At 72.0% G+C, this 19312-nt stretch carries 17 protein-coding genes; 8 read left to right on the plus strand and 9 right to left on the minus strand.

The window, feature by feature from the left end:
• Positions 1 to 1495: 1495 nt before the first annotated feature.
• Both ACFWTC_RS33020 and ACFWTC_RS33025 read right to left on the minus strand, forming a co-directional pair.
• On the minus strand, positions 1496 to 2665 hold the full coding sequence (locus tag ACFWTC_RS33020) for a hypothetical protein (protein WP_384029715.1): 1170 nt from the start codon (positions 2663 to 2665) through the stop codon (positions 1496 to 1498).
• Between the two features lie 589 nt (positions 2666 to 3254).
• The gene (locus ACFWTC_RS33025) at positions 3255 to 4442 is read right to left on the minus strand and encodes a methyltransferase domain-containing protein (protein ID WP_384029713.1); all 1188 of its coding nucleotides are present in this window, start codon (positions 4440 to 4442) and stop codon (positions 3255 to 3257) included.
• A gap of 390 nt (positions 4443 to 4832) precedes the next feature.
• Between ACFWTC_RS33025 and ACFWTC_RS33030 the strand changes: the two genes are divergently transcribed.
• Both ACFWTC_RS33030 and ACFWTC_RS33035 read left to right on the plus strand, forming a co-directional pair.
• A complete protein-coding gene (locus ACFWTC_RS33030) occupies positions 4833 to 5066 on the plus strand; it encodes a hypothetical protein (RefSeq protein WP_384029711.1) in 234 nt (77 codons plus the stop codon).
• A 176-nt stretch (positions 5067 to 5242) separates the two neighbouring features.
• Positions 5243 to 5914: an HNH endonuclease family protein gene (locus ACFWTC_RS33035; protein ID WP_383929387.1), complete on the plus strand. Its 672-nt coding sequence runs from the start codon at positions 5243 to 5245 to the stop codon at positions 5912 to 5914.
• A gap of 364 nt (positions 5915 to 6278) precedes the next feature.
• Here ACFWTC_RS33035 and ACFWTC_RS33040 read toward each other — a convergent pair whose 3' ends face one another.
• Positions 6279 to 6857: an IclR family transcriptional regulator C-terminal domain-containing protein gene (locus tag ACFWTC_RS33040; RefSeq protein WP_383929396.1), complete on the minus strand. Its 579-nt coding sequence runs from the start codon at positions 6855 to 6857 to the stop codon at positions 6279 to 6281.
• Positions 6761 to 7297, minus strand: coding sequence for a helix-turn-helix domain-containing protein (locus tag ACFWTC_RS33045; RefSeq protein ID WP_384029710.1), 537 nt, complete (start codon positions 7295 to 7297; stop codon positions 6761 to 6763). The genes ACFWTC_RS33040 and ACFWTC_RS33045 overlap by 97 nt, the downstream gene beginning before the upstream one ends.
• A gap of 50 nt (positions 7298 to 7347) precedes the next feature.
• Here ACFWTC_RS33045 and ACFWTC_RS33050 point away from each other — a divergent pair, with 50 nt between their 5' ends.
• Positions 7348 to 7821: a DM13 domain-containing protein gene (locus tag ACFWTC_RS33050; RefSeq protein WP_384074909.1), complete on the plus strand. Its 474-nt coding sequence runs from the start codon at positions 7348 to 7350 to the stop codon at positions 7819 to 7821.
• Positions 7822 to 7912: 91 nt separating this feature from the next.
• On the opposite strand, the gene ACFWTC_RS33055 is transcribed toward ACFWTC_RS33050, so the two are convergent.
• From ACFWTC_RS33055 to ACFWTC_RS33070, 4 genes are all read right to left on the minus strand, one after another.
• Positions 7913 to 9304 (minus strand): glycosyltransferase 87 family protein, encoded by a 1392-nt coding sequence (locus tag ACFWTC_RS33055; protein WP_383929379.1) that lies wholly within the window; start codon positions 9302 to 9304, stop codon positions 7913 to 7915.
• Between the two features lie 188 nt (positions 9305 to 9492).
• Positions 9493 to 10128, minus strand: coding sequence for a DUF2064 domain-containing protein (locus ACFWTC_RS33060; protein WP_383929376.1), 636 nt, complete (start codon positions 10126 to 10128; stop codon positions 9493 to 9495).
• Positions 10125 to 10829 (minus strand): glycosyltransferase family 2 protein, encoded by a 705-nt coding sequence (locus ACFWTC_RS33065; protein WP_383929373.1) that lies wholly within the window; start codon positions 10827 to 10829, stop codon positions 10125 to 10127. The genes ACFWTC_RS33060 and ACFWTC_RS33065 overlap by 4 nt, the downstream gene beginning before the upstream one ends.
• Positions 10830 to 10875: 46 nt before the next feature.
• Positions 10876 to 11949: an NAD-dependent epimerase/dehydratase family protein gene (locus ACFWTC_RS33070; RefSeq protein ID WP_384029706.1), complete on the minus strand. Its 1074-nt coding sequence runs from the start codon at positions 11947 to 11949 to the stop codon at positions 10876 to 10878.
• A 320-nt stretch (positions 11950 to 12269) separates the two neighbouring features.
• Here ACFWTC_RS33070 and ACFWTC_RS33075 point away from each other — a divergent pair, with 320 nt between their 5' ends.
• Genes ACFWTC_RS33075 through ACFWTC_RS33095 form a run of 5 tightly spaced genes read left to right on the plus strand, consistent with a single transcriptional unit; the run spans position 12270 to position 16154 of the window.
• A complete protein-coding gene (locus tag ACFWTC_RS33075) occupies positions 12270 to 12800 on the plus strand; it encodes a DoxX family protein (RefSeq protein WP_384029705.1) in 531 nt (176 codons plus the stop codon).
• A 17-nt stretch (positions 12801 to 12817) separates the two neighbouring features.
• Positions 12818 to 13216 carry a hypothetical protein gene (locus ACFWTC_RS33080; protein ID WP_384029703.1) on the plus strand — a complete coding sequence of 133 codons (399 nt, stop codon included), beginning with the start codon at positions 12818 to 12820 and terminating at the stop codon, positions 13214 to 13216.
• A complete protein-coding gene (locus ACFWTC_RS33085) occupies positions 13213 to 14337 on the plus strand; it encodes an acyl-CoA dehydrogenase family protein (protein ID WP_384029701.1) in 1125 nt (374 codons plus the stop codon). Before ACFWTC_RS33080 ends, ACFWTC_RS33085 begins: the two co-directional genes overlap by 4 nt.
• Before the next feature lie 30 nt (positions 14338 to 14367).
• Complete coding sequence (locus tag ACFWTC_RS33090; RefSeq protein ID WP_383929358.1) at positions 14368 to 15177, plus strand: phosphate/phosphite/phosphonate ABC transporter substrate-binding protein; 810 nt, start codon at positions 14368 to 14370, stop codon at positions 15175 to 15177.
• On the plus strand, positions 15171 to 16154 hold the full coding sequence (locus ACFWTC_RS33095; protein WP_384029699.1) for a radical SAM protein: 984 nt from the start codon (positions 15171 to 15173) through the stop codon (positions 16152 to 16154). Before ACFWTC_RS33090 ends, ACFWTC_RS33095 begins: the two co-directional genes overlap by 7 nt.
• A gap of 208 nt (positions 16155 to 16362) precedes the next feature.
• Here ACFWTC_RS33095 and ACFWTC_RS33100 read toward each other — a convergent pair whose 3' ends face one another.
• Positions 16363 to 19215 carry an AAA family ATPase gene (locus ACFWTC_RS33100; protein WP_384029697.1) on the minus strand — a complete coding sequence of 951 codons (2853 nt, stop codon included), beginning with the start codon at positions 19213 to 19215 and terminating at the stop codon, positions 16363 to 16365.
• Positions 19216 to 19312 lie beyond the last annotated feature (97 nt).

The raw sequence follows: 19312 nt of genomic DNA on the forward strand, positions 1-19312 counted from the left end.
ATTTCACGATACTGGTGTGTAGTGTGAAAAGGAGATCGGTCGTCACGGACTGCTGAAGTATCGAGCCGGGACTGTTGGGTTGCCCGGTCCCTGGTGAGGTGTGACCGCGGTCGAGGATGTGCGTCGGCTGAGGCCGGCTGCGGTGCGGCTGCGGGTCGTGGCCGCGCTGGAGTCTGGGACGGCGCGCACGTACGGGCAGGCGGTTGAGGTGTTCGGGGTCTCGCGGCGGTGGGTGGCAGTGTGCGACGTGACCCTGGGTTCCACCACAGCGTGCTGGCCGATTTTTCCGCGATCGTCTCGCCGAAGGCGACCGTGCCGACCCCCTCCTCGACCTCGCGCTGGCCCGCCTCAAGGAAGCCGGACTGGTGCGTGAGCGCACCACGCAGCGCACCGACTCGACCCACGTCCTGGCCGCAGTGCGTGACCTGACACGCCTGGATCTGATCACCGAGGCGGTCCGGGCCGCCCTGGAAGAAGTCGCTGGCACCTACCCTCACCTGCTGGAGGGGCTGGTCGATGAGGACTGGGAGCGCCGCTACGGCCGACCGGTCCGCCTGGGCAAGAACCCCACCAAGCCCAAGACGAGGATCCTCGCCACCGGAAACGACGCCGTCCGGCTCCTGGAACACCTCTACCGCCACGGCCCAATGTGCGCAACACGCAACACCCCCGTCGGGATCCCACACCGCGGGCATACAACAGGTCCTCCAGCGCAACGCCGGTGCCCGCGGCCGCGGCCAGGGCTCCGGTGCCTGGCGGTGCAGGCCGCGGGCACGAGGACCCGGCCCGCGGCCTCCACAACAGGAACGGTCGGTCCCTCCGGTCCCTCCTTCTCCTCGCCACGGCCCCAGGGGCCGGCCCGCCCGCCCGCGCCGGCGCCGGGGGCAGCCGCCGGTCGGCGTGACCATGCCCGTACGGACGCGCTCGGCGTCGGACCAGCCGGGTCTCCCCCTGTACCGCAGTCCCGCAACAGCTCACAGCACGCGGCCCCAGCTGGGAAAACAACCACACAGCCTCACAGCCCGGGAGGCGAAGGACGGACGGCGGCCACCGGTCACCCGAGGCACGTCGGGCGCACGGCCCGGGAGGACCACCTCCCGGGTCATCGGGTTGTCGGGGCCGGGCCGGCAGCTGAAGTCGCGGGTGGTCCTCACGCGGTACTCGTAGCTGCTGTCCGAACAGGGGCCGCGGACCGGCTGACGGACGCCATCGGCGTCCCTCTCCCGCTGCGCCTACCCCGGCCCGCCGAGCAGGTGCCCGAGGGCCTGCTTCTCGACGGCGATCTCGTCTGGGACACCGCGACCGGCCGGCCGGCCTTCGAAGCCCTCCTGCGCCGGACCGCCCCGCAGCGCCGGCGCTGCGGCAGGACGGCTTGCCTGGCCACGCGTGGGCTCTGCGCCATGTCCGAGCACTCCGGCCCCACACTGTCACCGCAGCCTCAACGGCACCGCGCCGCCGCCTGGCCCGGCATCGGCAACTGCAGGGCGCTGACTTGTCAGCTCCAGCGGATCAGCGACACCCGGTGGTCGGCGGCGCCGTCGAGAGGCTGCTCCAACTCGGCGATCTTCACCGGCTGGGCCCCCGGGGTGGCGAAGTCCGACCGGTAGAGCACCCGCTGGTTGCCGTCGGTCTTGGAGAGGAACACGAAGCTCTTGCCGTCCGAGGAGGGGATGGGGACCCCGGCGACCCGGTCGCTCTCGGGAAGCAGGTTCTCCTTCTTGGTGACCTGCTGATAGTCCGCGCTGAAGGTGAGCTGCTCGATGCTGTCGTGCCGGCAGACCAGGGTGGTGTCGTCACGCCAGAAGGCCGGATCGCAGAACTGCCCCGTTACGGTGTCCCCCGCGCGCGAACCGGGCACGCGCAGAGCGGGCGACTTGACCTCCTTCAGAAGTCCCTCACCGCCCGTATCCACCCGGAACAAGCCGAGCCCTTCGGTGTTGCTGCTCTGGGCCACGACCCCCGAGGGCGAGATGGGCGAGTCGTCCCTGTCGGACCCCAGGACCGTGGCGGCGGTCTCCTTGTCCTTGGCCATCTGGCTCGCGAGCTGCGCGTACGGCACCATCTGCTGGGACGCCGTACCGTCCTTGGGGTTCCGGAAGTACCGGGGCAGCTTCACTCCGTAGTGGTCGGGGTCGGAGTTGTACCAGAGCTGACCGGTCACCGGGTGGAAGACAGCGGCCTTCGACTCCAGGTCCTTGCCGAAGGCGTCCGGATCGGGAGGCGCGATCTCCAGGCCCGTCGACGTGTCGACGGCAGCGGCCCGGGAGGACTGGGAGAGGCCCGCCACCATCGTGAGGTCCTTGCTGAACGCGTAGTGCGCTGCCAGACCCGGTCCGTCGCCCTTGCAGCCGGACGTGGGCGTGAACCGGCTCGGCAGCACGGAACTGCGCTCGGCCAGCAGCGCCCCGTTCTTGACGGCGTAGGAGCGGACCGTCACCCCGTACAAGGTCCGGCCCTCGGCATCGGGCATGTCCGTGCAGAACATCACCGAGACGGCATCCTTCTGCGCGAGGGGCGCCTTCTTGACGTCCCCAGCCCCTTTGGAACCCTGCGCAGGAGTGTTGCCGAGCGAGCCGTCCTTGCCAGGGCCTTCGCCCCCTCCACACGCACTCACGAGCAGCAGCGCCCCCGCGACGGCCAACCCCGACCTGAACTGTCGTCCCACTGCGATTCCCTGCCTCTTTGCTCAAAATGATGCTGAAATGATCATTCAATCAGAAGACAGCGAGACTCAGTTCGCGTCATCGAGCGGGGGCACGGCACCCACTCGATGACTGCCGCCGGCTTCGTGCACTCGGCACCCACCGGCGCGAGGGCCCCGATCGCGGTGACCAACGGCTCGGGCGTGGCGCCAGGCCCGGATTCCGGTGGCTGGCATGGGCAGGGTGCGGCTCAAGGCCCCTGCCGCCGGCACGAGCCGCCGTTGACGCCTACCCACCGGGATCCCCCAGCATATGGACAAGACCACTCCGGTTACAGCAGGTCGTCGACCACGCCGTCACCCGCCGCCTGCCAGAGGAAAGCGGCCATTAACACCGCGCGACCACCCCGCAACGCACTAACGATCAATCGAATATCGAAACTTGCCTTTTCCGGCGCGTACCCGTCACCCGTCATCTGCCTCCGCGGCGCGAACCGCCCTCGTCCGCCCCGAGAGCCGACGTGCCGCACCCCCGGCGCCCGCCCCCGCGTTGGCTCGTACGTGGTGCCCAGGTTCGGTTCCAGCTGACGCGTTCCGTCGGGGCTCCGCCAGGTCAGCGGGCAGCCACCGTGACCGCCGGGGAATCAACCCACACCGTTGCGGTACGACCTGCGGCGCTCAGGCCGTACCGGTCGATGCCTGGCCGGCCCAGCTGCTCCCACCGCTGGTATGCCGAGGTGATCTCGTCCCACAGTCGTCGGGACCCCGCCTGCGCGACGGTGAAGGCGGCCGAGGTCCGTCCGTCGTAGTCGACCGTTGCCCGGGAGCCCGTCGTGGTGTCGGCGATCTCGATGCGGGTGTGGGCGTGTTCGCCGCTGGTGTCCCAGGCGAAGGACGCGCCGGGTACGGCGAGGCCGATGTGGAACTCGGCGTCGAGGTCACCGCCCGCAACCGCCCACGGCGACACCGTCGTGCACGAGCGCTCCGGTGGGCTCGCTTCGTTCGCGGGCGCGGCCGGGCCGCCCCCGGCGGTGTGCGGGCGGGCCATCTGCATGAACGAGGCGAAGGAGTGGAACCGCCCCTCGGCACGGCCCTGCTGGCTGGCCGTCAGCGCGAGGGTGCCGTACCGGCACCACTGTGATGTCCACGGGGTCACGATCCGGCCGCCGGGCCGGGCCTGGGTGAGCCAGGCGGGCGGCACGTGGTCGACGGAGAACGTGGCGAGGACCACGTCGTACAGACCGGCCGGCGGCCAGCCGTCGGCGGCGTCCCCGGCTACCACCCTCGGCCCGTACCCGGCCGCCCTCAGGTTCGCCTCCGCCCCGGCGGCGAGCACGGGATCGACCTCGACGGTGGTCACCTGCCGGTCGCCAAGCAGCGCACACAGCAGACCCGCGTTGAACCCGGTACCGGCGCCCAGCTCCAGGACCCGGGGGCCGGTGATCTCCCGGCCCGGGGGACGCTCACCAAGCCCGGCCAGGAGCAGCATGCGCGCCACCATCGAGGCCATCGACGCCGACGAGGACGGCAGCCCGTCGGTGAACTGCGTGACGAGCGGCTCGTCCGAGTAGGCCGCGGTCATCCAGCGGTCCGGGTCGACGGCACGGTCGACACACTCGTAGCCGCCGGACCCGTCCCGCAGCCAGATCCGGCCGGGCAGGAACCTGTGCCGGTGCACCCGGCGGAACGCCTGCTCCAAGCGGGCGGGCAGCGGCCGGCCGAGCTGCTCCGCCACCACGGCGAGCAGCCCGCCGACGAGCGCGTCGACGGCGGAGGCATTTTGGTGCGGGCTGTGGACCACGGGCCTACTTTCGCTTGCCGGGTTCGGCGGGCGGCGGCGGTGGGGGTGGCGGCGGAACCGGCCGATTCGGCTGGTGCCCGTCGTCACCGACCGGCGACCGGTGCTTGCCCTCCACGATCCCTGCCACAGCAACCTCCTCGTCGTAGGGAAACCCCAACGGTAGGACCGGAAGGACGGATACGGCAGGGCGCATACCGGGCGCGTTGTCGATCCCGCGGCCACATTTCCCCTACCCGCCCGCGCTCGCAGTCCTGCCCCCAGAGCTCGGACTTCACCTCACGGCTGACGACCACCAGGCTCCCCGTACCCGCGGCGAGAGCAAGCGCACTCGATGGGGTGGGTGCCAGCCCGCGCACGCAACCAGTCGACCGACTCAACTGTTCCCCGTTCATGAGCGACGAGAGACTGATCCCGATCGAGATCGGGGGCCACGAGAAGGCCGCGCTCGAAGCGGCAAACCGGATCTCCACCCTGTTCCTGTCGAGCGGGCCGTGCCGGATACGGCGTACCCCGGGCGAGGACGAAGTGCAGGTCCTCGTCCACGCGGACATCAGCAGGGGTGCCGGAGAGGGCGGCTACCTCGACCCTGACGAGGCGGAGGGCGCAGGCGCGTTTCTGCGGTGAATCCGGCCGCCCACACCGTTCTGACCGACCCACCCGACCAGCCCCACCGAACGCGCGCCGGTGCAGGACCGCAGGCGTGAGGAGTGTCGTTTCGCCGGTGAATCAGCCTGCGCATACGGGTGACCCGCCCGGAAGGACAGTCCGCTGGCCACGGACCGGCGGCTACAACCGGCTCCGTGATGACCACCCTGATGCGCGCGGCCGCTGCCCTGGCCCTGACCGTGCTGCCCCTGTCCCTGCCCACCACCGCCCAGGCCGCGGCCGCTGCTCCGGAGGTGCTGCCGATCGGGGTCGCGGTCTCCGCACTGCGGATCGCGGACGAGTCCCGGGACGGCTACGACCGCGACGCGTTCAGGCACTGGAACGCCGGCGAGAACCGCACCGACGGCTGCGACACCCGCCGCGAGGTCCTGATCGCCGAGGCGGTCGAGCCGCCGGTGGTCGGCCCGCGGTGCACGCTGACCGGGGGCAGCTGGTGGTCGTACTACGACGAGCAGACCGTCACCTCCGCGGGCGCGCTGGACATCGACCACATGGTGCCCCTGGCCGAGGCCTGGGACTCGGGCGCCTCCGCCTGGACCCCGGCGCGGCGTGAGGCGTACGCGAACGACCAGCAGCAGACGAGCAGCCTCGTCGCGGTCACCGCCCGGTCGAACCGGCAGAAGGCCGACCAGGACCCGTTCGAGTGGCTGCCGCCCGCGTCCGAGGCGCTGTGCCGGTACGCCTCGGAGTGGACCGCGACCAAGCTCCGCTGGCAGCTCGCCGTCGACCAGAACGAGCAGGACCGCCTGTACGACATCGCGGCCGGCTGCGGCGGCAACACCGTCACCTACACCCCCGCCCCGTAGACGCACACGGACAGGCCCTACTCCCCTGGGCGATGCGGCGGCATCGCGCCGAGCGGAACAGGGCCTGCGCCCTTGAGTGGGGCTGGTCTGGCTGCCGGGTGCGGCTCCGGCTGCGGCGGGGGCAGCGGGCGGCTCCCACCGTGACCGGGCAGCGAACGCCGCCGGGGCGAGCGGCGGTTCGCCATCTCGCCCCGGTGGCAGCGTCAGCGCATGGCCGGGCGGTGTACGTGTTGTCTGTTCAGGGCTTCGGTGTGTCGGGAAGGATCGGTTCGGGTTCGTCGTGGTCGCGGGCGAACAAGGCTTCAAACTCGCGCCATATGTCGGTGCTGTCCTCGTAGACGGGGACCTCCTGCTGACTTGGGTTCTACCCTGCTGTTTCCGTGTCTGCGGGTGCCGGGTCTGCCGCGTCCTGGTAGGGCTCATCACCGGTCGGCACGGCGTCGACAGGGACCGCCTTGCCGGAGCGGACGCCGGGGGCCCTCTGGTGGGGGGCGTTCTTACGTCCGAGTTCGAAACGGGGAGCGTTCGCGGACAGCAGCAGGGAGATCAGCAGGACCGCCGAGCGGCTGCTGAGGGTGCGGGCTGCTTCGATCAGCCGGTGACGCTGGGAGACGGGCAAGGACAGTGCGACGCAGCCGGCCTCGCCGCCGACTCCGAGGGGGATGGCGACGCAGACCTCGGCCTCGGAGTATTCGAGCAGGTCGTACTGGGCGGCGTTCGGACCGTGTCCGTCCAGGGTCCGGAAAAGGTCGTTGTGGTTGGTGATAGTGCGTGGAGTCAGCCGTACGGGGCGGCGGCGTGAGAGGTGGTCCATCCGCAGGTCGAAGTCGAGCTGCTGCAGCAAGCTCATGCCGAGCGCGGTGGCATGCCCGGAGGCCCGGAAGTCGACCCATCCATTGACCGCGGGTGTGGTGGGTGAATCGGCGAACTGGTCGACGCGGATCTCGCCCTCGCTGTAGGTACCGACGTAGACGGCGACGCCCGCGGCATCGCGCAGGCCGGCGAGGACCTTGCTGATGGCCCTGCCCGGTCGTGGGCACGTTCGACGGCAGCGGGCCGCTGTCGGGACCGGTGGCGGCTTCCTGGGCGAGGATGTGGAGAGTGGGACCGGGTGGTGAGGAGGCCTCGACCGCAGAGCCAGGCCAGAAGGCGTTCGATCACGGTGCGCGGCAGGCTGGTCTTGTTGCGCAGGTACTCGGCACTGACCGACCGTCCGGCACCGCCGACCAGGTCGAGGACCTCAAGGACCCGCTGGACCGATTCCCACCTCTTGGTCAGGCGGGTCTGCGGCGGCTGCTGCTGGAAGGTGTCCGTCAGCGCGGGTGCTCGCAGAACCTGCGGCGTCCAGGGCAGCGGGTCCCGCGGCTGCGCGACGGGGACCATCACATCCTCGGCAGCGGATGCTCACCCACCGGCGACGGAACCGTGGTGGGTTGCTGCTGGCCGAGGGCCTGGGCGACTTCCTCGTGGAACTCGGGATCCTGCGCGCCGGGGCGCTCTGTGCGGGCGGGCAGGCTCAGGCGGGCGCGCATCAACGCGCGGGCATCCCCGTGTCCGCAGCGGGGTGCCTCCGAGACGAGGAAGACGGCGCGGTGGGTACCGATCAGTCCCAGGACGCGGCAGGCGACGACGGCGAGCCGGAAGAGGGCTCCGGGGTGCTCGTGGTCGGCGGCCCTGCCGAGCCAGTGCGCAGCCTGCTGCAGTTCACCGCGGCGCAGGGCGCGGCTGCCCAGGACGTAAACGTCAGCCTGGGCAAGCTCAAGGGCAACAAGGGCAACAAGGGCAACAAGGGCAACCAAAACTACACCCTTCCTCCCGATCTCGACCTCTCCCAGTACACCAGCCTCAGCATCTGGTGCGACCGCTTCGACGTCTCCTTCGGCGCCGCAGCCCTCGCGAAGGCCTGACCAACACACACGATGCGGGCCGCCAGCCCCATGCCGGCGGCCCGCCCGCTGCTGCTTCAGCGCCGCGCTGATCCTGCGGGGGTCAGGCGTTTTACGGCAGATCACGTCCAACGGGCGCCTGATTTGTCTTGGTCTGCCGGGTGCGTCGCACGGCCCAGCCGATGAGTACGGCTCCCGCGCCGACGGCGTACGCCGTGGTACCGGCGGCGTCGGCATGGTCGAAGGCGCGGCTGGTGACGTAGGTCGCGGCGCCGGCGAGGGCGATGCCCAGCCATTCCCAGCGGCCGTCCAGTGCGACGAGGGCGACGATCAGCAGCGCGTACCAGGGGTAGCCGGGCGTCAGCAGCAGGAAGGCGGTGCCGGTGGTCAGCAGGGCTCCGCTCCAGGGGCGTTCGGGATCACCGTGGCGTAGTACGTGCCAGGTGACCGCGAGCATGACGGCGGCTGCGGCGGGCAGTACCCAGGCGTCGGGCAGGAGCAGGCGCGCCACGGCGTAGCGGTTGGTGGCGGCGGAGTCGTCGTAGCCTTCCTCGCGCAGGTAGCCGCCGAGGTATCCGAGGACGGAGCTCTCGGACAGCAGTATGTATGGCAGGTAGACGAGTGCGGCTACGGCGGTGGCGGGCAGCAGTACGGCCAGTGCGTCCCTGGCACGGCGGACTCCGCAGAGTGCGCCCGGCAGTACGAGGGCGGGCAGTAGTTTCGTCGCGATGGCGGCGCCGAGGAGGGCGCCGCCCACGGTCCGGTGCAGGGTGACGGCACCGAGCGCAAGGACCGTCAGGAGTGCTGCCAGGACGTCGGCGTGCGCGTTGTTGACTGCTTCGACGGGCACGGCCGGGCACCAGGCCCAGTACGCGGCGTGCCGGACGTTGCCGCGTCGGCGCAGGACCAGGAGCAGGGCTGCCGTGGTGGCCGCGGAGAGGAACGCGCCGCCGGTCTGCAGGGGTTTGTGGCGGGCTCCTTGAGGTGACAGCTGGTGCACGAGGAGGAAGTAGCCTTCGGCGACGGGCGGGTAGATGGTGTGCGCCTGTGGCCGGTTGATGCGGGTGCAGTGGGTCTGCCCGGCGGGTGCGGGGATGGGCTCCCGGTCAGGTTGCGCGCATGTGGCGCCGGTGGGGAAGAGCCAGCTGTCGCGCAGCGCGGCCAGTTCCGGTTCGGCGGGCGCGTGGTCGTAGGGCGAGATGGCCGCGGCCTGTACCCGGCCGTCCCAGGCGTAGCGGTAGGAATCGGTGCTGGTGCGAGGAGGTGCTGCCAGGCCGGTGGCGGCCACCGCGATGCCGCCGGCGAGGACCAGGGCGAGCACGTCCCGGACGGGTGTGTGGCGCAGTGACCACACGGCGGCGGCGAACAGCAGCCAGGCGGCCGCGTACCACCAGGACAAGCCCGCAGGGTCATCGTGGTAGCCGTCGTGGCGCACGGTCAGGACGAGTACGGCGGTGAGTGCGGCCAGCAGGACGGCGCTGCGGACGGTGCGCGGGTTGAACACAGGGCTCAGCGTGGCAGTCGACGGGCCCCGGATGTCGCTTGGAGACGCGCAGCGTCAGCGTTTCGTGCACGCCGGGGCCGTCACCCACCGGCCGTACGGTCATCCGCGCGTTGTCGTCGGCATCACCGGCGGCATGACGCCGAGCAGGCCCTGTCGGTCGGCCACGGTCTCTGTGGTGTCGCCGGTGTTCACCGCCGTTCTGCTGCACGGGTCAGCCGGGTGAGTGCTGTGGCGAAGCGGGTGTGGGGTGCTGAGGTGGCCACGGCGTGGGCGTCGGCTGCGGTGTCGACGTCGCGCAGCATCGACAGGTCGCGGACCGTGAGGCCCGCGGCGGTGAGCCTGCGTCGTTGCTGCGCGCAGACTTCGGATTCGGGCACCGGCACCCCGTGCACCAGTGCGGGGTCGGGGTCGGCCAGGCCCAGGGCCCAGAACCCGCCGTCGAGGGCGGGGCCGATCCATGCGCCGCAATGGTGCCAGGCGTCCTCGGCGAGGGCGGGTGCGAGGTGGGCGGGCGTGGCCTGCGGGGTGTCCATGGCGATGAGGACGGCAGGGCCTGTGCAGAGCGCGAAGGCTGCGGCCAGCCGCTCGTCGAGTCGGCCCTGGCCTTGCGGGACGACGTCGATGCCCGGCGGTAGCCAGGGGCCCGGTTCGCCCTCCAGCACCAGCAGACGGCGTCGCGCGGGGGCGGCGAGCATCATGGCCAGGGTGTCGGCGAGCATCGCCTCGGCAAGGAGGGCCGCCTGCTGGGGTGTGTAGGGCGGGGTGAGGCGTGTCTTGACACGGCCGGGAAGGGGTGCCTTGGCGATGACGAGCAGCGTCGTCACAGCCCACCTGCCTCTCCGGCTTTCGTGGGGGATGGCTGGGTGAGCACGGCGCGCATGTCGTGCACGGTGTGCCAGGTGCCCCGCCAGGTCCCGGTGACCTTCGACGTCCCGGTCCTGGGCCGGTAGGGGACGTCCGTCTCCCGGATCCGCCAGCCGGCGTCGGCGGCGCGGACGACCATCTGTAGCGGATAGCCGCTGCGTCGGTCGGTGAGGTCCAGGCCGAGCAGCGCCTGTCGGCGGGCGGCGCGCATCGGGCCGAGATCGCGCAGGCGAAGTCCGGTCCGCCGTCGCAGCATCCGTGCAAGCACCAGATTGCCGACCCGCGCGTGCAGCGGCCATGCTCCGTGCCCTTGCGGCCGGCGCCGGCCGAGCATCAGATCGGCCCGACCCTCGGCCACTTCGCGCACGAGGGCGGGCAGCAGACCGGGGTCGAGTGAGGCGTCGCAGTCGCAGAAGCAGACGATTTCGGCACTGGCTGCCAGCAGTCCGGTGTGAGAGGCGGCGCCGAAGCCGCGCCGCGGTTCCTCCACCACCGTTGCGCCCAGGGCGCGGGCGAGGTCGCCGGAACCATCTGTGGAGCCGTTGTCGACGACGATCGCCCGCCAGCCGGGCGGGATACGTTTCAGCACCCACGGCAGAGCGCGGGCTTCATCCAGACACGGCAGGACGACGTCCACCGTCGCCGCGTTCGAGGCGCTCACGCCCACACCGTACGCACGTGGGGTGCCCGTGTGGGGTATGCGGTCCTCACGACTCGCGGGCGTCGCCCGTCCCGCGCAGGGGACTGTGCGCGAATTCCCTCATTCCCTCGGCGAAGGCGATCTCGGCCCGCCAGCCCAGCTCGCCGGTCAGCCGCCGTGAGGAGGCGGTGATGTGCCGTACGTCCCCCAGCCGGTACTCGCCGGTGACCACGGGTTCCGGGCCGCCGTAGGCCCGGGCCAGGGCGCGGGCCATCTCCCCGACGGTGTGCGGTTCGCCGCTGCCGGTGTTGAACGTCGTCAGCACGCCGGGCTCCCGGCCGGCCAGTGCCTCCAACCCCACCGTATTGGCCGCGGCCACGTCCCGGACGTGAACGAAGTCGCGCCGCTGTCCGCCGTCCTCGAACACGCGCGGCGCCACGCCCCGGGCGAGCGCCGACCGGAAGAACGAAGCCACACCCGCGTACGGGGTGTCGCGCGGCATCCCCGGCCCGTACGCGTTGTGGTAGCGCAGCCCCACCGCCCGGCCCCCGCACGCCCGCGCCCACGCGGCAGCCAGATACTCCTGGGCGAGCTTGGTCGCGGCGTACACATTGCGCGGATCGGCCGGCGCATCCTCGTCCACCAGTCCGGGCACCAGCTCGGCCCCACAGCCGGGGCATGCGGGCTCGAAGCGGCCAGCGCCCAGATCCGCGGACGTGCGAGGCGCGGGCCGGACCCGGCCGTGCCGAGGGCAGTCGTAGCGGCCCTCCCCGTACACAGCCATCGACCCCGCCAGCACCAGCCCCCGCACCCCGGCCTCCGCCATGGCCGCCAGCAGCACCGCCGTCCCCAGGTCATTGCAGCTCACATACTCCGGCGCGTCCGCGAAGTCCTTGCCCAGGCCCACCATGGCCGCCTGATGGCAGACCGCATCCACTCCCCGCAGCGCGCGGGCCAGAGCCGGGCTGTCCCGGACATCCGCGCGAATCCACTCGACGCCGGCCGGTCGGTGCGGCGCAGCGCCGGGATGGGCCGCCGGCAGCAGTGCATCGAGTACGACGGGATCATGGCCGCGGGCGGCGAGCGCGGTGACGATGTGCGAGCCGATGAATCCCGCGCCTCCGGTGACCAGTACACGCATGCCCACGACGCTAGACGCTGCAACGCCCCACTACCCGGGAGCTCGCCGGTACGGCACAGACCCTACGGACAGTGCGGACATGCGAAGCCATCCGGCGGGAAGGGGCGGCGCCGCACCGGTGCCACCTGCGGGGTCTGGGCTGTGGCCAGGGCAGAAGGGCCTATGCACGATGGGTCTGGGGTGGTGCCGTTCGTGTTTTGTAAGGGCCTCTGGGCTTGCTGCCGGGGTGGCGGCGTGAGTCGATGGAAGGACAGCCAGCAGATCCTCAGACCCACCGGCACGATCAGAGGTCGCTCAGCATGGCCGTCACCAAAGGGACTGTGAACACCGTTCCAGAGCCCCTGGGCTCGTCCCGCCTCTCGCGGGTGCTGCTGGCCGTATGTCGTGTCACGGTCGGTCTGCTGTGGATCCAGAACCTGTCCTGGAAACATCCGCCGCACTTCGGGAGCAACAGCGACCCCCCGCAAGATCTGTATGCCTGGACCCTGAACGGGGTGAAGCACGAGGTGTTCGCCCCGTGGGCGTGGCTGGTCGAGCACCTGATCATCCCGAACTTCGCCGTGTTCGCCTGGGGCGCCTTCGCGATCGAGGCATGCCTGGGCGCGTTCCTGCTGGTGGGCCTGGCCACCCGGTTCTGGGCCGTGGTCGGACTGGTCCAGACGACCGCCATCACCTTCTCCGTGCTGAACACCCCGCACGAGTGGTTCTGGTCGTACTTCCTGATGTACGCCGTACACCTGGCGTTGCTGGCCACCGCGGCCGGACGCGCCTACGGCGTAGACGGTGCTCTTCGCCCCGTATGGCGGCAGCGGGGCGGCCGACTGTCGCGGGTGCTCCTCTCAGCCTCGTAGATCTGGAGGACGATCCCATGCAGATTCCACGATCGGGTATCGGCCCCACGGCCGCCGGGCTGGGCGTGGGCGCCGCGGCTTGTGCTGTGCTGGGGATCGCCGACGGCCCGCCGTGGCGGATCGTCACGCTCGGCGGGGCTGGCACGCTGGTGCTGCTGATCCTGGCCGCCGCGGCTGTGGCTGCAGGGCTCTCGGCGGTGCGGGGGCTGATCGCGCTGGCCGGGGCGGGTTTCCTGGCGGCCGCGGTCTTGCAGCTGGTGCAGATCGGCTGGACGGGTGCCAACCTGCTCGGAGGTGACGGTTCCACCGTTGCCCTGCTGCTCGGGTTCGCCGTGGGCCTGCTCGCTCTCGGCCTCGCCCCGGCGCCGACAGCCGACACGGATGTCCCCGCCACGGGAAGGCACGATCGCGCATGAACGTCGACAGTCTGCTGCAGCCCGTCCTGGCCTCCGCCGCGGAGCACGCCCCGGCCGTCGACGCGGACGGCCGCTTCCCCGCAGAAGCGGTATCCGCGCTGGCCGGCTCCGGCCTGCTGGGCCTGACCCTGCCCGAACGGGATGGCGGGCTGGGGGCAGGCCCCCAGGAGTTCGCCCACGTCACCGCCGCGCTGGCCGGGGCGTGCGGGTCGACGGCCATGATCTACCTCATGCACGTGAGCGCGGCCATGACCGTACTCTCCTCGCCCCCGCCGGGGCTGCCGTCCCTGCTGCCGGCCATGGCCGATGGCCGGGTGCTGGCCACGCTCGCCTTCAGCGAGCCCGGCTCCCGCTCCCACTTCTGGGCGCCCATCTCCCAGGCCAAACGCAACGGCGGCCCGGAAGCGCGGTTCACTGCGGACAAGAGCTGGGTGACCTCCGCCGGTCACGCACAGCTCTACGTCACCACCGTGCAGTCGGCCGACGAGCCCGGCACCGTCGACCTCTACGCCATCGAAGCAGACCGCCCCGGCGTGAACGTCACCGGCTCATTCCACGGCCTCGGCCTGCGCGGCAACACCTCCGCCCCCATGCGGTTCGACGTAAGCGCCCCGGACACCGCACGCCTCGGTGAGGCCGGCAGCGGCCTGACCCGGATGACAGGGACGGTTCTGCCCTGGTTCAACCTCGGCAACGCCGCCGTCTCCCTGGGGCTGGCCACCGCCGCCCTGCAGGCAGCCGTACGGCACACCACGAGCGCGACACTCCAGCACACCGGGCAGACCCTCGCCGAGCTGCCCACCATCCGCGCCCGCCTCGCCAAAATGTCGCTGCAGCTGGAAGCCGCCAACGCCTACCTGCGCGCCGCGGCCGCGAGCATCGCGAACCCTGACGAGCAGACCCCCCTGTACGTCCTGGGTGTCAAGGCCCTGGCCAACGACACCGCCCTGACCGTCACCGACGACGCCATGCGGGTGTGCGGCGGCGCCGCCTTCTCCCACCATCTGGCCATCGAACGCTACTTCCGCGACGCCCGCGCCGGCCACGTCATGGCCCCCACCGCCGACGCCCTCTACGACTTCTACGGCAAGGCCATCACCGGCCAGCCGGTGTTCGGCTGAACCCCGCCACCCGTCCGAAGGAGAGGCACTATGGAACCGCTGGTGGTCGGCGCCGTGGCCTACACCCCCAACGTCGTGCCCATCTGGGAGGGCATCCGCGACTACTACCGCACCGGCCCCGTCGAGATGGACTTCGTCCTGTTCTCCCACTACGGCCGCCAAGTCGACGCACTGCTCGCCGGGACCATCGACATCGCCTGGAACACCAACCTGGCCTGGGTCCGCACCGTCCTACAGACCGGTAACCGCGCCCGCGCACTCGCGATGCGCGACACCGACCTGACCTTCCGCAGCCACCTCGTCTGCCGCGCCGGAACCGGCCTGCGCGGCCCCGAAGACCTCAAAGGCCGCCGCCTCGCGCTGGGCAGCCGAGACTCCGCACAGGCCGCCATCCTCCCCCTGCACTACCTGCGCCGCGAAGGCCTCACCAACGGCGACATCGAACTCCTGCGCATCGACAGCGACCTGGGAAAACACGGCGACACCGGCCGCAGCGAACTCGACGCCATCCGCGCCGTCCTCGACGGCGACGCCGACGCCGCCGCCATCGGCATCAACACCTGGGAATCCATCGGCCGCAACGAGCTGATGCCCGACGCCCTGGAATCGTTCTGGACCAGCCCCACCTACTGCCACTGCAACTTCACCGCCCTCGACACCCTCGCCGAAGACCGGGCCAACGCCTGGACCAACCGCCTGCTCGCCATGGACTGGAACAACCCCGAGCACCGCCGCATCATGGAACTGGAAGGCCTGAACCGCTGGGTACGCCCCCAGCTCAACGGCTACACCGACCTCTTCCAAGCAGTCGCAGAACAGGACATCGCACCCCGATGGTGATCCTCGACCTCGTCGAGAAGCTCTCCGCCACCGCGGAAGGCGACACCATCACGCTCCCCCTCACCTCACCCCACGACGCCACGCTCGCCGCCGCATGGTGTGACCGCACAGGCAACACCCTCATCACCGCGGACGAAACCAGCATCACGGTCCGCAGGGGACGCCCGCCGGACCCGATCGCCGCCCTGCCCGCCGACCGCCGTCCAGGCACCCGGCTGTGGCTCTATACCAACTTCGACTGCAACCTCGCCTGCGACTACTGCTGCGCACGGTCCTCCCCCCAGACCGACCGGCGCGCCCTCGGCCTGGACAAGATCCGCCAGATCGCGACAGCCGCCCCCGCAGCCGGGGTCAGTGAAATCCTCCTCACCGGCGGGGAACCCTTCCTGCTCCCCGACCTCGATGAGATCGTCACCGCCTGCACCGCCGCCCTGCCCACCACGCTCCTCAGCAACGGCATGCTCTTTCGCGGACACCGGCTCCTAATCCTTAAGGCCATGCCCCGCGACCGGCTCACCTTGCAGATCAGCCTCGACTCCGCCACCCCCGACCTGCACGACTCCCACCGGGGGGCCGGCACCTGGGCCAAAGCCGTCGTCGGCATCCGCACCGCTCTGGCCGAAGGATTCACCGTGCGGGTGGCAGCCACCCTCACCACCGACGACCGGCACGAAGAACGAGAACTACGCGCCTTCCTCGACACCCTCGGCATCCCACGCGAACACCAGGTCGTCCGCCCCCTCGCCCACGAGGGCGCCGCCGACGACGGCCTGGAACTCACCATGGAAACCCTGGTACCCGAGGTCACCATCACCGCCGACGGCGTCTACTGGCACCCAGTCGGAGCCGACGACGACGAACAACTCGTCACCCGCCACATCCTCCCCCTCAACACCGCCATCGACCTCGTCCAAGAGACGTTCCGCACCTACAGGGTCAACGCCGAAGCCGCCGCCCGCACCTTCCCCTGCGCCTGAATGACCACGGCACTCCAGCCCGGAGAATCTCTGTGTAGGTCGGGACTGTAAATCGTACGGAGCGAGAAGGCAGGTGTCGCGAGACTGCGCGCCGGAGCGCCGCTGCCGCTGCCGCTGCGCATGACGTCTTCCCCCTCGGTGTGGTCACCACGGACACCGTCCACGCTAACCACCCCCACTGACAACGGCCTTCGTTGCGCGGGGCCGGCTACGGCAGTCGGCGCGCGGTGAGGGCGGCCAGGGCCGACCGGGTCGTGACGCCCGTCTTGCGGAAGATGTGCGACAGGTGGGTGTCGACGGTGCGCGGGCTCAGGTAGAGGCGCGCGGCGATGGCCGGGGTGGTGAGGCCCTCCGCGACCAGGGCGGCGATCTGCCACTCGCGCGGCGTGAGCCGGAGGAGGGGGACGGCCGGGGGGCCCAGCGCGGGCGGGGGGCCCGGCGCGGGCGGGGGGAAGAGGTCCGCCAGGCCTGTCAGGAGGCGGGCGCCGCCCGCTTCGGCCAGTCGGCGGCCGCGCCGCCACAGGGCCGCCGCCCCGGGCGCGCCGGCCAGCCCCGTCAGACTGGCGCCGGTCAGCAGGGCCTGCGCCTCCCACAGGGTGGCGCCCGCGCGGGCGGACTCCTCGGCCGCCCGTACGCAGCGCTCCGCCGCCGCGCCGGGCTCGCCCCGGCCCGCGAGTACGGCCCCGGCGCTGCGCAGCGCCGAGGCCCGCTGGCTGGGCAGTCCGAGGCGCTCGGCGTCCGCCGCGGCCAGCGCCGCCCAGCCCGCGGCGTCCGTCAAGTCGCCCGCGGCGACGGACGAGTGCACCAGGACCTCCAGGAACAGTGGCCGCATCGTCGGCTGGAGGCCCGCGAGGTCCGGTCCGCCGCCCGCCCGCAGCATCGCGGACCGGGCCCGCTCGTGGTCCCCGCCGTACAGGGCCGCGTAACTCAGCACGCACCAGGCCAGGGAGGTCCACCAGCTGCTGCGGGATCCGCCCAGTGCCACCGCCTCCTCGGCGATGGCCAGCGGCGTGGCGTCGCCCGGCGGCAGGGCGGCCAGCAGGACCTGCGCCCTGTTCCCGACCACCAGCCCGAGGAGTTCGTCGCTGCCGATGCCGCGGGCGATGCTCTCCGCCTCGTCGCACAGCTCCAGCGCCGACACCAGCCGGCAGGAGTTCATCCGTACGACCGCCTTGCAGAGCAGGAGGTGCGGCAGCAGGTGCAGGGGGCCGACGCGGCGGGCGAGGGCCAGCCCCCGGTCGGCGTGCCGCTCCGCGTCCGGGTACCGGTCCAGGTAGAACTCCGTCCACGCCAGCCGGGCCAGCGACTCGCACACGTCGGGGAGGTCGCGGTCGGCCAGCGCGTCGACCCGGGCCGCCGCGCGGTCGGCGAGCTTGCGGGCCGTCGCCGGATCCCCGCCATACGTCTCCCCGAGCGCGACCGTCGTCAGGGCCGCCGCCGCGGCCGTCTCGTTCCCCAGCCGCAGAGCCAGCCGGTAGGTGCGCAGTACGTCCTCCCGTACCTCCGCGTAGGACAGCGCGTGGGGAGCGCACGAGCCGAGTTCGAGGCCGAGGGCCAGCGCGTCCGCCGGGCTCGGGGCGGGCCGGCGTGCCAGCTCGCGGCGCAGCAGCGACACGGCGGCAGGGTAGTCGCCGAGGTGGCGTTCCATCGAGGCGCACAGGGTGACGGCCACAGCGCGCACCCCGCCGCCGTCCTCGTCCGGCACCGCCGCGATCAGCTCTCGCAGCAGGTCCCGGCTTTCCCATAACTCCCCGCACACGCTCAGGGCGCGGGCCCGCCGCAGCTGGAGGTCGCGGCGGCGCACCGCGTTCCCGGGTGCTCGCGGCAGCATCCGCAGCACCACGTCCAGCCAGTGCGCGCAGCTCGCGGGGGCCGTGGTCTCGGACTGCCCGGCCGCCTCCAGCAGGACGCCCGCGAGCTCCGGGTCCCAGCCGGCGGTCAGCGCGCGCTCCACATGGTGGGCCCGGAGGGCGGCGGGGGCGCCGCTGCGGGCGAGTGCAGCGGCGGCCCGCAGGTGCATGCCGGTCCGGCGCCGGTGGTCGGTGTTCTCGTGGACCACGGCCCGCAGCACCGGGTGGCGCAGCGACCAGCTCCCGCCGGGCCCGGGGCGCAGCAGGTCGCGGTGGGCGAGTACGGCGAGGTCGGCCTCGAGCTGCCCGTCCGGCGCCTGGGCCGTGAGGGCCAGTACCGGTGGTGTGGCATGGTCCCCGAGCACGGCGACGGCCTCGGCGGTACGGCGCTGCGCGGGGGTGAGCGGGGTCAGTTCGTCGAGCAGCAGCGCGGCGAGGCCGCCCGCCGGGACGGCGCCGCCCTGGTCCTGGCCCTGGCCCTGGAGCAGGGCCAGGAAGTAGAGCGGGTTGCCCTGGCTGGCCGCGTACAGCCGGGCGGCCCGGGCGGCCGGCAGGCCGGGGGCGAGGAGCCCGACGCAGGCTTCCTCGGTGAGCGGCCCGAGGTCCAGCCGCTGGACGGTGCCGGTGTCGACGCCCCGGGTGAGGGCCGCGGCCAGGGAGGGGGAGGTCTGCCGGTCGCGCCTGGCCACGGCGACGACCACCGGGCCGCGCGGGGGATGCCGCACGAGGTGGTCCAGCAGTTCCAGGGAGGCCGGGTCCGCCCAGTGCAGGTCGTCGAGGACAACGAGCAACCCCAAACCGGTGCGCCCGAGCTCCGCGAGCAGCCGCGCGGTGGCCCGGTGCGCGGCGAACCGCTCGGTGCCGACGGCGGCTCCGGCAGCTCCAGTGGCGCCGGGGGAGCCCACGCCGTATAGGACGGGTGCGGCGGCCGCCGTTTCGGGGCCGGTGGCCGGGCCGGTGTCGAGGTCGAGGTCGGCGAAGGCATCGGTGAACAGGCCGTAGGGGGTGTGCCGTTCGTACTCGCTGGCCCGCCCCCGCAGCACGGTCATGCCCCGCTCCGCGGCCAGCGCGCACAGCTCCGTCAGCAGCCGGCTCTTCCCGATCCCGGCGGCGCCCGCGAGTTCGATGATCCCGGGGGAGCGGCCGTCCAGCGCCTCGGTGAGCTGCCGCAGTTCGGCGGCCCGCCCGACCAGCGGCGTCCTGTGCACCATCAGCCCCCGTTATGTTTTTCGTGGTCCTGCAATGGGGCCGCTGGCCTCCGGGCCCGGTATGACTGTGTCCCCTCTGTCGAACGAATGACCTGGGGGG

This window comes from Streptomyces sp. NPDC058619 (assembly GCF_042717785.1).
In the GTDB taxonomy this organism is placed as follows: Bacteria; Actinomycetota; Actinomycetes; order Streptomycetales; family Streptomycetaceae; genus Streptomyces.

Coding starts and splice junctions, on each gene's coding strand:
- ACFWTC_RS33030 (WP_384029711.1), top strand. CDS start 4,833: ATGAGCGACGAGAGACTGATCCCGATCGAGATCGGGGGCCACGAGAAG.
- ACFWTC_RS33045 (WP_384029710.1), bottom strand. CDS start 7,297: ATGGTCCCCGTCGCGCAGCCGCGGGACCCGCTGCCCTGGACGCCGCAG.
- ACFWTC_RS33070 (WP_384029706.1), bottom strand. CDS start 11,949: ATGCGTGTACTGGTCACCGGAGGCGCGGGATTCATCGGCTCGCACATC.
- ACFWTC_RS33080 (WP_384029703.1), top strand. CDS start 12,818: ATGCAGATTCCACGATCGGGTATCGGCCCCACGGCCGCCGGGCTGGGC.
- ACFWTC_RS33085 (WP_384029701.1), top strand. CDS start 13,213: ATGAACGTCGACAGTCTGCTGCAGCCCGTCCTGGCCTCCGCCGCGGAG.
- ACFWTC_RS33090 (WP_383929358.1), top strand. CDS start 14,368: ATGGAACCGCTGGTGGTCGGCGCCGTGGCCTACACCCCCAACGTCGTG.
- ACFWTC_RS33095 (WP_384029699.1), top strand. CDS start 15,171: ATGGTGATCCTCGACCTCGTCGAGAAGCTCTCCGCCACCGCGGAAGGC.
- ACFWTC_RS33100 (WP_384029697.1), bottom strand. CDS start 19,215: ATGGTGCACAGGACGCCGCTGGTCGGGCGGGCCGCCGAACTGCGGCAG.